This is a genomic window from Pseudomonas sp. MWU12-3088, assembly GCF_023242405.1.
Lineage (GTDB): Bacteria > Pseudomonadota > Gammaproteobacteria > Pseudomonadales > Pseudomonadaceae > Aquipseudomonas > Aquipseudomonas kribbensis.
Genome location: NZ_JALJEA010000010.1, coordinates 242,281 through 258,363, shown reverse-complemented (window position 1 = coordinate 258,363; position 16,083 = coordinate 242,281). Strand labels below are relative to the sequence as shown.

The 16,083-nt window shown below is 61.4% G+C and carries 15 protein-coding genes; 10 read left to right on the top strand and 5 right to left on the bottom strand.

Annotated elements, in window-relative coordinates:
- Positions 1-27 precede the first annotated feature (27 nt).
- Entirely contained in the window at positions 28-2,643 is a 2,616-nt protein-coding gene (locus M5B98_RS22735) for an efflux RND transporter permease subunit (protein ID WP_248744040.1), read from the top strand.
- A gap of 69 nt (positions 2,644-2,712) precedes the next feature.
- Here the strand turns inward: M5B98_RS22735 and M5B98_RS22730 are convergent, their stop codons facing one another.
- The 3 genes from M5B98_RS22730 to M5B98_RS22720 form a co-directional block, all read right to left on the bottom strand.
- Positions 2,713-3,123 (bottom strand): MerR family transcriptional regulator, encoded by a 411-nt coding sequence (locus M5B98_RS22730; protein ID WP_248744039.1) that lies wholly within the window; start codon positions 3,121-3,123, stop codon positions 2,713-2,715.
- A gap of 199 nt (positions 3,124-3,322) precedes the next feature.
- A complete protein-coding gene (locus M5B98_RS22725) occupies positions 3,323-3,898 on the bottom strand; it encodes an NAD(P)H-dependent oxidoreductase (protein ID WP_248744038.1) in 576 nt (191 codons plus the stop codon).
- A gap of 55 nt (positions 3,899-3,953) precedes the next feature.
- A complete protein-coding gene (locus M5B98_RS22720) occupies positions 3,954-4,835 on the bottom strand; it encodes a LysR substrate-binding domain-containing protein (protein ID WP_248744037.1) in 882 nt (293 codons plus the stop codon).
- An 82-nt stretch (positions 4,836-4,917) separates the two neighbouring features.
- Here M5B98_RS22720 and M5B98_RS22715 point away from each other — a divergent pair, with 82 nt between their 5' ends.
- Positions 4,918-5,682, top strand: a complete 765-nt coding sequence (locus tag M5B98_RS22715; protein WP_248744036.1) for a sulfite exporter TauE/SafE family protein — start codon at positions 4,918-4,920, stop codon at positions 5,680-5,682.
- On the opposite strand, the gene M5B98_RS22710 is transcribed toward M5B98_RS22715, so the two are convergent.
- Positions 5,672-5,986 carry a putative quinol monooxygenase gene (locus M5B98_RS22710; protein ID WP_248744035.1) on the bottom strand — a complete coding sequence of 105 codons (315 nt, stop codon included), beginning with the start codon at positions 5,984-5,986 and terminating at the stop codon, positions 5,672-5,674. The genes M5B98_RS22715 and M5B98_RS22710 overlap by 11 nt on opposite strands.
- A gap of 202 nt (positions 5,987-6,188) precedes the next feature.
- On the opposite strand from M5B98_RS22710, the gene M5B98_RS22705 reads away from it, so the two are divergent.
- The 7 genes from M5B98_RS22705 (at position 6,189) to M5B98_RS22675 (ending at position 13,247) form a co-directional block, all read left to right on the top strand.
- Complete coding sequence (locus M5B98_RS22705) at positions 6,189-6,779, top strand: NAD(P)H-dependent oxidoreductase (protein WP_248744034.1); 591 nt, start codon at positions 6,189-6,191, stop codon at positions 6,777-6,779.
- A gap of 60 nt (positions 6,780-6,839) precedes the next feature.
- Complete coding sequence (locus tag M5B98_RS22700) at positions 6,840-7,751, top strand: LysR family transcriptional regulator (RefSeq protein ID WP_007953823.1); 912 nt, start codon at positions 6,840-6,842, stop codon at positions 7,749-7,751.
- A 103-nt stretch (positions 7,752-7,854) separates the two neighbouring features.
- Entirely contained in the window at positions 7,855-8,748 is an 894-nt protein-coding gene (locus M5B98_RS22695; protein ID WP_248744033.1) for an NAD-dependent epimerase/dehydratase family protein, read from the top strand.
- 328 nt (positions 8,749-9,076) lie between these two features.
- A complete protein-coding gene (locus M5B98_RS22690) occupies positions 9,077-10,426 on the top strand; it encodes a GntP family permease (protein ID WP_248744032.1) in 1,350 nt (449 codons plus the stop codon).
- A gap of 15 nt (positions 10,427-10,441) precedes the next feature.
- Positions 10,442-11,302, top strand: a complete 861-nt coding sequence (locus M5B98_RS22685) for a MurR/RpiR family transcriptional regulator (RefSeq protein WP_248744031.1) — start codon at positions 10,442-10,444, stop codon at positions 11,300-11,302.
- A 1-nt stretch (position 11,303) separates the two neighbouring features.
- Positions 11,304-12,761, top strand: coding sequence for a D-aminoacylase (locus M5B98_RS22680; protein WP_248744030.1), 1,458 nt, complete (start codon positions 11,304-11,306; stop codon positions 12,759-12,761).
- 117 nt (positions 12,762-12,878) lie between these two features.
- On the top strand, positions 12,879-13,247 hold the full coding sequence (locus M5B98_RS22675; protein ID WP_085713218.1) for a glyoxalase superfamily protein: 369 nt from the start codon (positions 12,879-12,881) through the stop codon (positions 13,245-13,247).
- Here the strand turns inward: M5B98_RS22675 and M5B98_RS22670 are convergent.
- Positions 13,244-14,272, bottom strand: a complete 1,029-nt coding sequence (locus tag M5B98_RS22670; protein WP_134825428.1) for an AraC family transcriptional regulator — start codon at positions 14,270-14,272, stop codon at positions 13,244-13,246. The two genes, M5B98_RS22675 and M5B98_RS22670, sit on opposite strands and share 4 nt — an antisense overlap.
- A 211-nt stretch (positions 14,273-14,483) precedes the next feature.
- Here M5B98_RS22670 and M5B98_RS22665 point away from each other — a divergent pair, with 211 nt between their 5' ends.
- The gene (locus M5B98_RS22665) at positions 14,484-16,079 is read left to right on the top strand and encodes an FAD-binding oxidoreductase (protein WP_248744029.1); all 1,596 of its coding nucleotides are present in this window, start codon (positions 14,484-14,486) and stop codon (positions 16,077-16,079) included.
- The last annotated feature ends 4 nt before the right edge of the window (positions 16,080-16,083 follow it).

Here is a 16,083-nt window from a genome sequence, read left to right as displayed (position 1 = left end):
CTCCCGACGACCCTGGAACACATGATCATGGAAAGATACCTGAACTTCGTCGAGCGCCATGCGCGGGCGATCGTTTTCCTGCTGGTGGCGATCACTGCGTATTTCACTTATACGCTGGGCGCGCTGGTCTCGGACACCAACCCTTATCTGCTCAAGGACAGCCATCCGGCGCGCAAGACCATCATCGATTTGCAGGGTGAGTTCACCGGCACCTTCGACTCGGTGATGGTGGCGCTGAACAACCCGCAGACGGTCTTCAACAAACAGACGCTCAATGCGCTGTTTTCGATGTCGCAGTCGGTGCGCAAGATGATCCTGGCCAACGACGCCGACAAGGAGCAACTGGCGCAAATCGTTGCCCGCTACCCGAATGACAGCCGCGCGCAGTTATTGACCCGGGACATTCTGGAGGACGGTTTTTCCCAGAATGATTACGCTCAGGCCAAGGCCCTGCGCGATCATGCCCAGAGTCAGAACTGGGATGCTCATGATCAGTTGTTCCTGACCTTCCTCGCCGAGCGCATCAACCCGATTCGCGAAATGGCCTCGATGGGCGACCTGGAAAACATCGTGCTGACCGACGGTGGCGAGTTGTTGATCCACAAGACCCTCAACGCCTATGACATGGACCCGGCCGTGGTCGAGTCACAGATCATGGGCAACGAGCTGATGGTCGACGGGGTGGTGTCGAAGGACAAGAAAGTCGCGATGCTGGTGGCCGAACTCGGCACCAAACAGGATGACGCCCAGGCGCAGTTGCGCGCCTATCAGATCGTGCGGGGCATCGTCGCGCAGTATCAGGCCGAGCACCCCGAGTACAAGGACGAAATCTTCATTGCCGGCATGCCGATCTTCATCGCGGCCCAGCAGGAAATCATCGACCATGACCTGGCGGTGCTGTTTCCGATCGTGTTTCTGCTGATCACCCTCCTGTTGATTTTCTTCTTCCGCAAACCGCTGGGCGTGTTGTTGCCGCTGTTCAACATTCTGTTCTGCACCATCTGGACGCTGGGCCTGATGGCGCTGCTGCGGGTGCCGTTCGACCTGTTGACCAGCGTATTGCCGGTGTTTCTGTTCACCATCTGCTGCTCGGACGCGATCCATGTGATGGCCGAATATTACGAGCAGAAAAACGCCGGCAAGAGCAACCGTGACGCCAACCGCGAAACCCAGCGCCTGATGGTCGTGCCGGTGGTGTTGACGACGGTGACGACCATCGCCACGTTCATGATTTCCACCACCAACAACATCGTCAGCATCCGTAACTTCGGCGTGTTCATGTCCATCGGCCTGACGGCGGCGCTGATCATTTCGTTGCTGCTGATTCCGGCCTGGATTTCCATCTGGGGCAAGGATCAACCGCCGCAGGCCAGGGTGGCCGCGCACAAGGAGTCGATCATCTCGCGTTATCTGGTGGCGTTCTGCGCCTGGATGATCCGCTTTCGCAAACCGATTCTCATGGTCATGCTGCCGTTGCTGGCGCTGGCCACTGTGTTCACCTTCCGCGTCGATATCGAAGACTCGGGCATCGCCTACTTCAAGCCTGAAAGCCATATCCGCGTCTCGGACCAGTTCATCAACCACGCCAAAGTGGCGGGTACGGCGCCGGGCTGGATTGCCATCGACAGCAAGGAGCCGCGCGGGGTGCTGACCACGGAGGTGGTGCAGTTCATCGACAAGCTCGACCACTTCATCAAACAACAGCCGAACGTGAGTTACGGCTACTCCCTGGCCACTTACGTCAAGCGCATGAACCTGGTGCTCAACGACATGAACCCTGATTACCTGCGCGTTCCCGACGCCATGGAAAAGGTGACCTCCGTCAATGACGACGGGCAGGTCGAGCATTTCGAAGTGCCAGGCAATTCGCTGATCGAGCAACACGTGATGCTGTTCGAGAACGGTGGCGGTTCGGACCTGAACAACGTGCTCAACGCCGACTTCTCCAAGGCCTTGACGCTGTACACCATGACCTCTTCGGTCGCCAGCGATTATCAGGGCATGCTCGATCGCCTCGACGCCTGGCTGCTGGTGAACAAACCGGCCAACCTGGAGGTGACGCATGCCGGCACGCCGTTGATCTGGACCGGTGTGTTGCAGGAAATCACCCAGGGCCAGGTACTGAGCTTTTCCCTGGCGTTGCTGGTCGTCACGCTGATGATGATGTACTGGCTCAAGTCGGTGCGGCTGGGCATCCTCGGCATGTTGACCCTGCTGACCACCTCGGTCACGGTCTACGGCTTCATGTTCCTGTTCGAGATCCAGCTGAACATCGGCACGACGCTGGTGACTTTCCTGGTGGTGGGCGTGGTCGATTACGCGGTGCACCTGTTGTCGCGCATCAAATTGCTGGTGCAGCAGGGCATTGAAGTCGACGCGGCCATTCTGCAGGCGATGCACAGCGTCGGCCGCTCGACGGTGATCAACGTGGTGATCTTCTCCGTGGGCTTCATGGCGCTGCTGTTTTCTGACTTCAAGCCGATTGTCGACCTGGGGGCACTGGTGGCGATGGCGCTGTTCTCCAGCGGTGTCATGACCATCATTCTGGTGACGCTGGTTTCGCCGTGGTTCTTCGGCGCGATTGAGCCGGTTGTCCAGCCCGCTCAGGTGCAACGTGTCGACGCAGAGCCAGTACCGGGCTGAATGCGCCCGGGCCGGGTCCGCCTGCCCTGATCCGACAGGCGAACCGGCCCATGCGTCGCAGAAGGGTTTTCAGTTCAGTGTAGCGGCCGGGGTTTTTTCCCCATGCCGGGCGATGCGCTCGAACTGACACTCTTGTCGAGCCTCGTGGAGGTTGTTTTCAAACGCTTCAAGACCATCGTACAACTGCTGCAAATCGCCGATCTGGGTCACCAGCTCGGCTTTTTTCTGGGCGATGGCGTTCTGTGCCATGTCCCAGGGGAATTCGTCGCCGCGGTAGTTGTTCAGGATGACTTGCAGCTCCTTGAGCTTGAAGCCCAGTTGCTGAGCGCATTTGATGAACGTCAGTACCTCGACGCTTTCCTGACTGTAGATACGGTATTTGCCTTCACGTTTGGGCTCGGGCAACAGGCCGATTTCTTCGTAATGGCGAATGCTTTTGACTGTGGTGCCCGACAGCTGGGCGGCTTTGCCGATATACATAAAGATCCATCTCGATGATCAAACAGGGCTTAGCGTGATCAGGCTCGAGGCCTGATCGGCGGGCGATTATAGGGTGAATACCATCGGCAGGTTGCAACTGTGCGTAAATGACGCGCACAGCTGACGGACGGGCTCGGGGAGAGCCCGTGGAGGGGCTGACGGCGTCGGCGGCGCCGTCAGTTGGACAGTCGCGTCAGATTCAGAACGCGGCGCTGGCTCGCGCCTGTTGCAGCCACACGTCGCGCTGCTCCGGTTTGGAGCCGAGCATGGGGCCGAACGTCAGGGTCTTGATCGGTTTGACCCCGCAGAATTCCAGCGTGGTCTTGCGAACCTGGTGCAGCCCCGGCATGCCGTAGAACCACTTGTAGTACCAGTACGGTGTGTCCATGGTCACCAGCAAATGGGCGGTGCGGCCTTTGAGCAGTTTGTCCGGGAAGGCCTTGCCCTCACGGTACTTGAACGCGAAACCGGGCAGGAAGATGCGATCCAGAAAGCCTTTCATCAACGCCGGAATCCCGCCCCACCAGATCGGGTAGACGAAGGTCAGGTGCTCGGCCCAGGTGATGTCGGCCTGCGCCTGCAAAAGATCGGGTTCCAGCGGCTGAATCTTGTTGTAACCCTCGTGCAGGACCGGGTCGAAATCCAGCGCATCCAGGCGCATCAACCGCACCTCATGCCCGGCATCCTTGGCCGCCTGAACGTAGGTTTCACTCAGTGCTCCGCAAAAACTGTCGGTGGAGGGGTGTCCCAGAATCACGAGCATTCGTTTGCTCATTGTGTGTACTCCTGAAAAGAAGCTCACAGGATAGAGTCTGCCCCTAGCGGTAGAGTCAAGACGTCAGCGCATCAAGCAAGGCCTGGGTATAAGCCGGCAGATGAGCGAAATTTCGTGAACACAGATGCAGTGTCCGCCTGGCCCAGGCGTCGTCCAGCGGCACACATTTGAATGGATGGGTTCCGGGCCAGCGTTCGACCGCCACTTTGGGCACGATCGCCAGCCCCGCCCCGCGCCCGACCATGCGCATGAGGCCGTCGAAGCCATCGACACGGATGCGGACCGCCATGCGTTGGCCGATGTGCAGTGCCTGTTCTTCCAGATGAATCGCCAAGGCGCTGTCGGCGCCCAGTGCCACGTAGTCGTGAGTCAGGGTTTCGGCAAAGGTCAGCGAGAGACGTTCTGCCAGCGCATGGCCCGATGGCACGAGCAGCACCAGCGGGTCCTCGCGAAAGACCCGAGTCTGCAGGTCACGCGTGTCCACGGCGTCGGAGACGATGCCAAGGTCTGCCGCCCCTTGGCGCAAGGCATGGGTGATGCGGGCGCTGGGCAGTTCCTGCAAGTCGATGTCGAGGTTGGGGTGTTCGCGCAGGAAATCCGCCAGCACTTCCGGCAGGTATTCGCTGATGGCCGTGGTGTTGCACAACAGACGCACCTGGCCTTTGACACCCCGGGCGTATTCGTTCAAGTCCTGCTGCATGCGCTCGGCCTGTTGCAGCAGGAGTCGCGCATGTTGCGCCAGGGCCTTGCCGGCCGGCGTCGGTGTGACTCCGCGTCGCCCGCGCTCAAGGAACTCGGTGCCCAGCGATGCTTCCATGGCCCGGATCCGCGCACTGGCTGCCGCCAGCGACAGATGACTGCGGGCGGCGCCGGCGGTGATGTTGCCGCTGTCGAATATATGCAGGTAAAGGCGCAGGTCGGTGAGGTCGAAGTGCATGGCGGGTGACTCTTGCTGAAAGAGAGGCTGCCTCAGTGTAAGACAGATTTTCAGTTCATCCGCGCAGGCGCACAGTATCGCCATGAACGCACTCGCAGATTTCTATCAAAACCTCGGTCTGGCCCTGTCTTTGCTGGTGCTGATGACCTTCGTCCTCGCTGGGCTGGTGAAGGGCGTGATCGGTCTCGGCCTGCCCACCGTCGCCATGGGCCTGCTAGGTCTGGCTATGGTGCCGTCGCAGGCTGCGGCGTTGCTGATCATTCCGGCGACCTTGACCAACGTCTGGCAACTGGCGTTCGGCGGGCATTTGCGCGGGCTGGTAGGACGCTTGTGGCCAATGCTGCTGGCGATCTTTTGCGGCACGGCCGTCGGCACGTTGTGGATCGGCATGGCAGGCGGGCATTGGGTGGTGCGCGGGCTCGGCGCGGCGTTGTTGCTCTACGCGCTGAGCGGATTGTTCCTGCCGACGCTGAGTGTCAGTCGCCGCCATGAACCATGGCTGGGGCCGCTGTGTGGGGTGATCACCGGCGTCATCACGTCGGCCACCGGTGTGTTCGTGATTCCGGCGGTGCCGTATCTGCAGGCACTGGGTTTGAGCCGCGATGAACTGGTGCAGGCGCTGGGCCTGTCCTTCACCGTGTCGACCCTGGCGCTGGCCGGTGGATTGCTCTGGCGCGGGTCACTTGGCGGCGCGGAACTGAGCGCTTCGCTGCTGGCGCTGATCCCGGCGATGCTCGGCATGCTGCTCGGGCAATGGCTGCGCCAGCGCATCAGCGCCGTGCTGTTCAAGCGCGTTTTCTTCATTGGTCTGGGCGCGCTCGGCGCCCATCTCTTGATCAGCGGCTAGCGGACGAAACGCTGAGCATCTCGATCGGGCGGATATCGAAATCCCGCTCCAGATATTCCATGCGCTGAGCGAGAAACTGCTGCATGTGCGGCAGGTTCGAGTGCACGTCCAGATGCGCCTGGCTTTCCCAGATCTCGTAGAAGATGAACAGGGTCGGGTCTTGCTTGTCCCGCAGCATGTGGTACTCGATGCAGCCGGGTTCGGCGCGGCTCGGCTCGACGTAGGCGCGGAAAAACGCTTCGAAGGCCTCGGCTTTTTCCGGGCGGGTCTTGGCGTGCAGGATGAAACCCTGGCGTTCGCTCATCGCAAAAAACTCCTCAGATTCAGATGGCGGCCAATCCTACGGCAACAATCGGCAATCGATTCGTGCGTTTTACTCAAATGATTTTTGCGCAACCGCGGCTTATTCCGCGCGAGGCGCATCGCTAATCTGCCGCCATCCAATTTTCTCCCCTTGTCCATCCGGCGCTTTGCGCTGTGCATCGGCATCCGATCGAGGCTGTCCCATGAAAAAAGTACTGTTGCTCAACGGCGGTAAAAAATTCGCCCACTCCGACGGTCGCTACAACACCACCCTGCACGAAGCGGCGCTGAGCGTGCTGGATCGCGGCGGTGTCGACGTCAAGACCACCTTCATCGACGAGGGTTACGACATCGCCGAAGAAGTCGCCAAATTCCTCTGGGCCGACGTGATCATTTATCAGATGCCGGGCTGGTGGATGGGCGCGCCGTGGACCGTGAAAAAGTATATCGACGAAGTCTTCACCGAAGGCCACGGCAGTCTGTACGCCAGCGACGGTCGCACCCGTTCCGATTCGTCGCAGAAGTACGGCAGCGGCGGTCTGATCCAGGGCAAGCAATACATGCTGTCGCTGACCTGGAACGCGCCGCAGCAGGCGTTCGATGATCCGACCGACTTCTTCGAAGCCAAAGGCGTCGACGCCGTTTACTTCCCGTTCCACAAGGCCAACGAGTTCCTCGGCATGGCCGGCCTGCCGACGTTCCTCTGTGTTGACGTGATGAAACGCCCGAACATTGAAGCGGATGTGGCGCGTTACGAGCAGCATCTGAGCGAGGTGTTTGGCCTCAAGGCCTGACGCTCGGCTACTATCGAAGGCCTGAGCCTGTGCAGCAGGCCTTTCGATTCGAGGACACCCGTGAAAGCCAGATCCGATGAGTTGCAGATTTTCGTCTGCGTGATCGAATGCGGTTCAATCTCCGCCGCCGCCGAGCAGGTCGGACAGACGCCGTCGGCGGTCAGCCGCACGCTGTCGCGGCTGGAAGCCAAGCTCGACACCACGCTGATCAACCGCACCACGCGGCGCATGGACCTGACCGAGGAGGGCAAGTATTTCTTCGAGCAGGCCAAGCTGATTCTCGACCAGATGGATCAACTTGAAGAGCGCCTGTCTTCACGTCAACAGACGCCATCAGGACGGCTGCGCATCAACGCCGCCTCGCCGTTCATGCTCCACGCCATCGTGCCGTACATCGACGAATTCCGTCGGCTGTACCCGGACATCCAGCTCGAACTCAACAGCAACGACCTGATCATTGACCTGCTGGAACAAAGCACCGACGTCGCCATCCGCATCGGCACCCTCGCTGATTCGACGTTGCATGCCCGGTCGCTCGGTTGCAGTCCGCTGCTGATCGTCGCCAGTCCTGCGTATCTGGAAAAACACGGTGCGCCGCTCCAGGTTGCCGACCTGAGCGAACACACCTTGCTCGGCTTCACCCAGAACGAAGGCCTCAACCAATGGCCGCTGCGCTACGTGCACGGCGACCGCTGGCCGATCACTCCGGCAATCAGCGCCTCCAGCGGCGAGACGGTTCGCCATCTGGCGCTGGAAGGCCAGGGCATTGCCTGCCTCTCGCATTTCATGACCATCGACGACATTCGCGCCGGGCGCCTGAAGGTGTTGCTGGCGGAATTCAACAGCGGTTATCGCCAGCCGATCAACGCGGTGTACTACCGCAACTCGCAGCTGGCGCTGCGGATCCAGTGCTTCCTGGATTTCATCCAGAGCAAACTGGCCGCTTACGCCAGCGCCGATTTCAAAGGCTGATTCGTGATCCCTGCGCAACAGTGATTTGGTTGTGGGCGGGTTTTTCCACCGGGCCCGGCGGTCGATACTCGCTCCATCACTTATTCACGCAGGGAGTTTCTCCATGAACGTATTCGTCACCGGCGCTGCCGGTTTTATCGGCGGCTCCATCGCCACCGGTCTGATCCAGGCCGGCCACACGGTTACCGGTCTGGTGCGCAGCGCCGAACAGGCCAATGAGCTGAAAGCACTGGGCATCACCCCGGTGATCGGCACCCTCGACGACAACGCGCTGCTCGCCGAACAGGCCCGCGCCGCCGACGCCGTGATCAACGCCGCCAGCAGCGACCATCGCGGTGCGGTCGAAGCCTTGCTCGATGCCCTGCGCGGCTCGAACAAAGTGTTCCTGCACACCAGCGGTTCGAGCATCGTCGGCGATGCCTCGGGAGGCAAATCCAGCGACGTCATCTACTTCGAAGACAACCTGCCGGAGCCGACCGTCGACAAGGCTGCACGTGTCGCCATCGACAATCTGATCCTCGCCGCAGCGCAGGACGGCGTGAACTCGGCAGTGATCTGCAACACCCTGATCTACGGCCACAGCCTGGGCGTCAATCGCGACAGCGTGCAACTGCCGCGCCTGCTGAAACAGGCGCGCAAAAGCGGCGTGGTGCGCCACGTCGGCACTGGGCAGAACATCTGGTCCAACGTGCACATCGAAGATGTGGTGGCGCTGTACCTGCTGGCTCTGACCAAAAACGTCCCGGGCACCTTCTACTTCGTTGAAAGCGGCGAAGCGTCGTTCATCGACATGACCACCGCCATGGCCGAAGCCTTGAACCTCGGCGAGCCACAAGACTGGCCGCTGAAAGACGCCGAAGCCGAGTGGGGCTACGAAATGGCCAACTACGGCCTCGGCTCCAACAGCCGCGTACGCGGCAAACACGCCCGCGAAAGGCTGGGCTGGGCGCCGAAGCGTACGTCGGTGGTTGAATGGATTCGTAACGAAATGGTGTGAGTTCCGCACAGCTCGTGTGAACACCTCTTAATCTGTGGGAGCGAGCTTGCTCCGGACGGCGATCCGACGAAAGCGTCCGACCTCTCGGCAGAAATGCTGAATGTGATCCCGCCTTCGCGAGCAAGCTCGCTCCCACAGGTTTTTGTGTCCGACTTTAAATCATGAAAATCCCACCCCGCGATTTTCATTATTCACGACAAGACATATCCAAAAACGACAACCCTTGTCCCTCCACGAAAATTACTTTCACTGGGTTTGAAAACTCGATCTCGAAATGATTTATGAGTTTCACAAACCATTCGAACGTGACCCTTTCGAGGAGTACCGCATGACACCGTCCTTCGGCTATTGGCTGCTGGTGTACGCCGCCGTTGCCATCATCGCCCTGATCGTTCTGATCGCCCGTTACCGGCTCAATCCGTTCATTGTCATCACTCTGATTTCCATTGGCCTGGCGCTGGTGGCGGGGATGCCGCCGTCCGGTGTGGTGGGGGCGTATGAGGCCGGGGTGGGCAAGACGCTGGGGCACATTGCGCTGGTGGTGGCGCTGGGGACGATGCTCGGCAAGATGATGGCCGAGTCCGGTGGCGCCGAGCAGATGGCGCGCACGTTGATTGAACGTTTTGGCGAGAAGAACGCGCACTGGGCGATGGTGTGCATCGCGTTTCTGGTGGGGCTGCCGCTGTTTTTCGAAGTCGGGTTCGTGTTGCTGGTGCCGATTGCCTTTACCGTGGCGCGGCGGGTAGGCGTGTCGATCCTGATGGTCGGTCTGCCGATGGTCGCCGGTCTTTCGGTGGTGCATGCGCTGGTGCCGCCGCACCCGGCGGCGATGCTGGCGGTGCAGGCTTATCAGGCGTCGGTCGGGCAGACCTTGCTGTACGCGATTGCCATCGGCATTCCGACGGCGATCATTGCCGGCCCCCTGTACGCCAAATTCATTGTGCCGCGCATTCAGTTGCCGGCGGATAACCCGCTGGAAAAACAATTCCTCGACCGCGAGCCCCGCAACAGGCTGCCGGGTTTCGGCATCACCATGGCTACCATCCTGTTGCCGGTGGTGCTGATGCTGATTGGCGGCTGGGCCAATCAGATTTCCACGCCGGGCAGCGGTTTCAACCAGTTTCTGTTGTTCATCGGCAACTCGGTGATCGCGCTGTTGCTGGCAACGCTGTTGAGTTTCTGGACGCTGGGCCTGGCCCAGGGTTTCAACCGTGAATCGATCCTTAAATTCACCAATGAGTGCCTGGCGCCGACCGCCAGCATCACGTTGCTGGTGGGGGCCGGTGGCGGCCTGAACCGGATATTGGTGGACGCTGGCGTCACCGATCAGATCGTCGGCCTGGCTCACGAATTTCACCTGTCGCCGCTGATCATGGGCTGGTTGTTCGCTGCGTTGATGCGCATCGCCACGGGTTCGGCCACCGTTGCCATGACCACGGCTTCCGGCGTGGTGGCGCCAGTGGCCATCGGCCTGGGTTATCCACACCCGGAGCTGCTGGTGCTGGCCACCGGCGCGGGCTCGGTTATCTTTTCCCACGTCAACGACGGCGGCTTCTGGTTGATCAAGGAATACTTCAACATGACGGTGGCCCAGACGTTCAAGACCTGGACCGTGCTGGAAACCCTGATCTCGGTTGTCGCTTTCGCCCTGACCGTCGGTCTTTCTTACCTGCTGTAGTCGGAGTTATCCGCCATGGACATCCTTTATCAGATCCGCGCCCGTCAGGATTTCTTCAGCGCCGGTGAAGGACGCATCGCCCGTCTGATGCTCGACGACGTAGGATTTGCCGCCTCCGCCAGCCTCGAAGAGCTGGCGCAGCGGGCCGAAGTCAGCACCGCCACGCTGTCGCGTTTTGCCCGCACCGTCGGTTGTCGCGACTTGCGTGATCTGCGCCTGCAACTGGCTCAGGCCAGTGGCGTCGGCAGCCGTTTCCTCGACCCGGCAGGCACGCCTGAACAGTCGGCGTTTTACGGGCAGATCGTCGGCGATATCGAAAGCACCTTGCGCCAGCATCTGGCGGCGTTCGACGAATCGCGCTTCGCCGATGCGGTGAAGTTGCTGGGGCAGGCGAGGATGATCCACGCCTTCGGCATCGGCGGTTGCTCGACCCTGTGCAGCGATGAGTTGCAAGTGCGGCTGGTGCGTCTCGGTTACCCGATTGCGGTGTGCCACGACGCGGTGATGATGCGCGTCACCGCCGCCAGCCTCAGCGCCGAGCAGGTGGTGATCGTTTGTTCGCTGACCGGCATCACCCCGGAGTTGCTGGAGACGGTGGCACTGGCGCGCAACTACGGCGCACGGATTCTCGCCATCACCCGCGCTGACTCGCCGCTGGCGCAACTGGCCGATATCGTCCTGCCGCTGCAAGGTGCCGAGACCTCGTTCATCTACAAACCGACGGCGGCGCGCTACGGCATGCTGCTCGCCATCGACGTGCTGGCCACCGAGCTGGCGCTGGCCAATCCTGAAGACAATCAAGAACGTCTGCGGCGGATCAAACTCGCCCTCGACGAATACCGTGGCGGCGACGATCACCTGCCGCTGGGAGACTGACATGCTGTACGACACACTGATTCGCAACGCCCTGGTCATCGACGGCAGCAACACTCCCGGTTACGCCGCTGACGTGGCGATCCTCGATGGCCGAATCGCGCAGATCGGCGACTTGCGCGAGGCCCGCGCCAACGATGAAGTCGACGCCGCCGGTCGTGTGCTGGCGCCGGGTTTCATCGACGTGCACACCCACGACGACACCGTGGTGATCCGCCAGCCGCAGATGCTGCCCAAGCTCAGCCAGGGCGTGACCACGGTGATTGTCGGCAACTGCGGGATCAGCGCCGCCCCGGTCAGTCTCAAGGGCGATCCACCGGATCCGATGAACCTGCTCGGCACGGCCGCCGCATTCGTCTATCCACGTTTCAGCGATTACCGCGCGGCGGTCGAAGCGGCCAACACCACGCTGAACGTCGCGGCACTGGTGGGGCATACGGCGCTGCGCAGCAATCACCTCGATGATCTGTTTCGCACGGCGACCGACGATGAAATCGCCGCGATGCGCGACCAGTTGCGTGAAAGCCTGGAAGCGGGTGCCCTTGGTTTATCCACAGGTCTGGCGTATGCGAGCGCGTTTTCGGCCTCCACCGATGAAGTCATGCAACTTACCGAGGAACTGAATGCGTTCGGCGCGGTGTACACCACGCATTTGCGCAGTGAATTCGAACCGGTGCTGGAGGCGATGGACGAGGCCTTCCGCATCGGACGCCACGCACAATCGCCGGTGATCATTTCCCACCTCAAATGTGCGGGCGCCGGTAACTGGGGACGCAGTCCGCAGTTGCTCGCTTCGCTGGAAGAGGCCGCGAAAGCCCACCCGGTCGGCTGCGATTGCTACCCCTACGCGGCGAGTTCTTCGACGCTGGATCTGAAGCAGGTCACCGACGCCCACCGCATCACCATCACCTGGTCGACGCCGCATCCTGAAATGGGCAGTCGCGACTTGATGGATATCGCCGCCGAATGGAACCTGCCATTGCTCGACGCCGCCAAACGCCTGCAACCGGCGGGCGCGGTGTATTACGGCATGGACGAGAACGACGTGCGCCGCATCCTCGCCCATCCGCTGACGATGGTCGGCTCCGACGGCTTGCCGGAAGACCCGTTCCCCCATCCGCGCCTGTGGGGCGCTTTCCCACGGGTGCTCGGCCATTTCAGTCGCGACGTCGGCCTGTTTCCGCTGCACACCGCCGTGCACAAGATGACCGGTCTGTCGGCGGCGCGTTTCGGCTTGAAGGAGCGCGGGGAGATTCGCGAAGGACACTGGGCGGATCTGGTGTTGTTCGACCCGGCGACCGTGCGTGACGTCGCGGATTTCAACGACCCGCAACGCGCCGCGCAAGGCATCGACGGCGTGTGGATCAACGGCGTGCTGAGTTATCGCGAGGGGCAGGCCAACGGGCGAAGGGCAGGGCGGTTTCTGGCGCGTGAAGGTGATCTGCGTGACAACTTTCACTGAGTTTCGCGGATTGCGTCACAGTGGTGGCACATTGCGATTAAAGAAAGCCATCACCAAGCCGAATTGCTGACATCTACCCCGGCTACACTGCGGGGCCAATCAGTCAGGGAGCACCCCATGAGCTTCGGCAAAACCACCCCGATCCTGCGGATTTTCGATGAAGCCAAGGCCTTGGAGTTCTATGTCGACTTCCTCGGTTTCAAGATCGATTGGCAGCATCGTTTCGAACCCGGTTTCCCGTTGTATCTGCAAGTCTCCCGGGGCGAATGTGTGCTGCACCTGTCCGAGCATCATGGCGATGCAACACCGGGTTCGGCCCTGCGGATCGAGACCGATGAACTGGAGGCCTTCCAGCAGCAGTTGGTCGCCAAGAACTACAAGTTCTCGCACCCGGGGATTCAGGCCATGCCGTGGGGCAGCCAGGACATGACCATCGCCGACCCGTTCGGCAATCGCCTGGTGTTCACCAACGCGATCAGCCTCTAACTGTCGTTCGATACCCGGTGAGTCTGCCGAAACTCGCCGGGCGGCATGCCGCGCCGGCTCTTGAAGGTGCGGTGAAACGAGCGCGGTTCGGTAAAGCCCAGATACTGGGCGATGTCCTGAATCGGCAAGGTGCTGTTGAGCAGGTAATGCTCGGCCAGCTCCTGGCGCAAGTCATCGAGGATCTGTTGATACGAGGTGCCGGCCTGATGCAACTGGCGTTGCAGCGTGCGCACGGACACGGCGAGATGTTCGGCAACCTGTTCCTTGCGCGGCAGGCCTTCCTTGAGCAACTGGCGCAGGATGCTCTTGACCCGTTGCTCCAGCGACGCATCTTCCAGTGTCGCCATCAGGCTTTGTGCGTGTTCTTCCAGCGTGCGCAGCAAATGCGCATCGGCCTGGCGCAACGGCAACTGCAGATACGGCAACGGTACGATCAGCGCGGAATACGGCTGATCGAACAGCACCGGGCATTCGAAAAACTGTTCGTACTGTTCCAGCGTCGTGTCCGCCGGGCGTGAGTGTTCCAGCCACACGGCGGCCGGCGACAACTGGGTGTCGGCGATCCAGCGTGCATATTGCAGCCAGGAGCCGAGCACGTTTTCCACCAGATGCCGGCGAATCCGCGGGCGCTCAAAACGACAGCTCCAGATCAGGTGCACGTGACTGTCCTGCACCTCGGCGCGGCTGACGCCCATGTCGCCCACCAGTTTTTCGAACGGCATGATGCGGCTCATGGCGTCGCCCAGGGTCGCGCAGTTCATGGTGATGTAACCCAGCACGCTCCAGGAGTTGGGCAACACGAAATTCGCCGCGTTGAGGCCGAACAACGGATCGCCCGAGTGTTCGCAAAAGTAGTCGAGCAACCGCTCATGGGTTTCACCCGGCAGGCGCAGGCTGTTGTCGCTCAACTGCTGCGCCTGCAACCCGGCCGCCGCCAACGCAGGCTCGATGGCCAGGCCCAGGTGTTCGGCATGACGCAGGTACTTGAGCAGTGGCGGAACGGAGGTGAAGCCGAGCGATTGCATGACCGAATTCCCTTGATCGAGGCCGCCACGGGCGGATGAGCGCCCTGAAAGGTAATTTGAATCCACGACTAAAGTAAATGGCTGACGCTTGCGCGACGTTTGACTCAATTGGCTACTCGAACTGGCCGGATGCGACCGTGACACTTTCGGCCGGCTGACTAGTATGAGGGCCTGAAATCTCACTGATCAGACTGCACAGAAGGACACACGCATGCGACGCTGGAACGGCTGGGGAGATGCAACCACGGTGGTCGAATTGCCGGCCCAGGGCGCAAGTTTTCTCCATGAACGGCTAGGGGAAGGTCGAGCGCTGCCCGACGCAACGCTGGAGGCGGCGCTGGCCCGCGTACCGGTCTCACGGCTGGCGGAACACGCCTTGTACAGCATCGATGCCCATGACCGTCTGCTGCATGCCCGTGGCCAGAGCCTGCCGGACTGGCTGGCGTTGCGCGAAGGGGCGCTGGGCAACTATCCCGATGCCGTGGCGTTCCCGGAAACCGCCGAACACATCCGCCAGTTGCTGGCGCTCGCCCAGGCGCAGGACCTGTGCCTGATTCCCTACGGCGGCGGCACGTCCGTGGCCGGGCACATCAACCCGCCGGACTCTGCACGGCCCGTGGTGACAGTGTCGCTGGCGCGGATGAATCGCCTGATCGACCTCGACGAACAAAGCCTGCTGGCGACTTTCGGCCCCGGTGCCAGTGGCCCGCAGGTGGAAAGCCAACTGCGCGCCCGTGGCTACACGCTGGGGCATTTCCCGCAGTCGTGGGAGCTGTCGACGCTGGGCGGTTGGGTGGCCAGTCGTTCCAGCGGTCAGCAGTCGTTGCGTTATGGGCGGATCGAGCAACTGTTCGCCGGCGGAACCCTGGAAACCTTTGCCGGGCCGCTAGAGATTCCAACCTTCCCGGCCTCGGCCGCCGGCCCGGATCTGCGCGAAGTGGTACTGGGTTGCGAGGGGCGTTTCGGGATCATTTCCGAGGTCAAGGTGCGGGTCAGCGCGCTGCCGGTCGATGAGCGTTTCTACGGCGTGTTTTTGCCCAGCTGGAGCAAGGCGCTGCAAGCCATCCGGCAACTGGCGCAAGCGCGGGTGCCGCTGTCGATGCTGCGGTTATCCAACGCGGTGGAGACCGAAACTCAATTGGCGCTGGCCGGTCATCCGCAACAGATCGCCTGGCTGGAAAAATACCTGAACCTGCGCGGCGCCGGGCAGGGCAAGTGCCTGCTGACCTTCGGCGTGACCGGCAATCGCAAGCAGAATGCGCTGTCCCTGAGCCAGGCTCGTCAGCATCTGAAGGCCTTCGGCGGGGTGTTCACCGGCACGCTGCTCGGCAAGAAGTGGGCGCAGAACCGCTTTCGCTTTCCGTATCTGCGGGAGAACCTGTGGAACGCCGGTTATGTGGTCGACACCCTCGAAACAGCCACCGACTGGAGCAACGTCGACAACCTGCTCAACCGGATCGAAAACAGCCTGCGCGATGCCTTGGCAGCGGAGGGTGAACGCGTGCATGTGTTCACCCATCTGTCCCACGTCTACGGCGAAGGCTCGAGCATCTACACCACTTACGTGTTTCGCCCGGCGGGGGACTATCCCGCGACACTGGCCCGCTGGAAGGCCCTCAAACACGCCGCCAGCCAGACCATCGTCGACAACCACGGCACCATCAGCCACCAGCACGGCGTGGGTAAGGATCACGCACCTTACCTGCCGCGCGAAAAGGGCGTGCTGGCGATGGACACCTTGCAGGCGCTGAGCCGGCACTTCGACCCGGCCGGGCGCCTGAACCCCGGCACGCTGTTGCAGGAGTGACGGC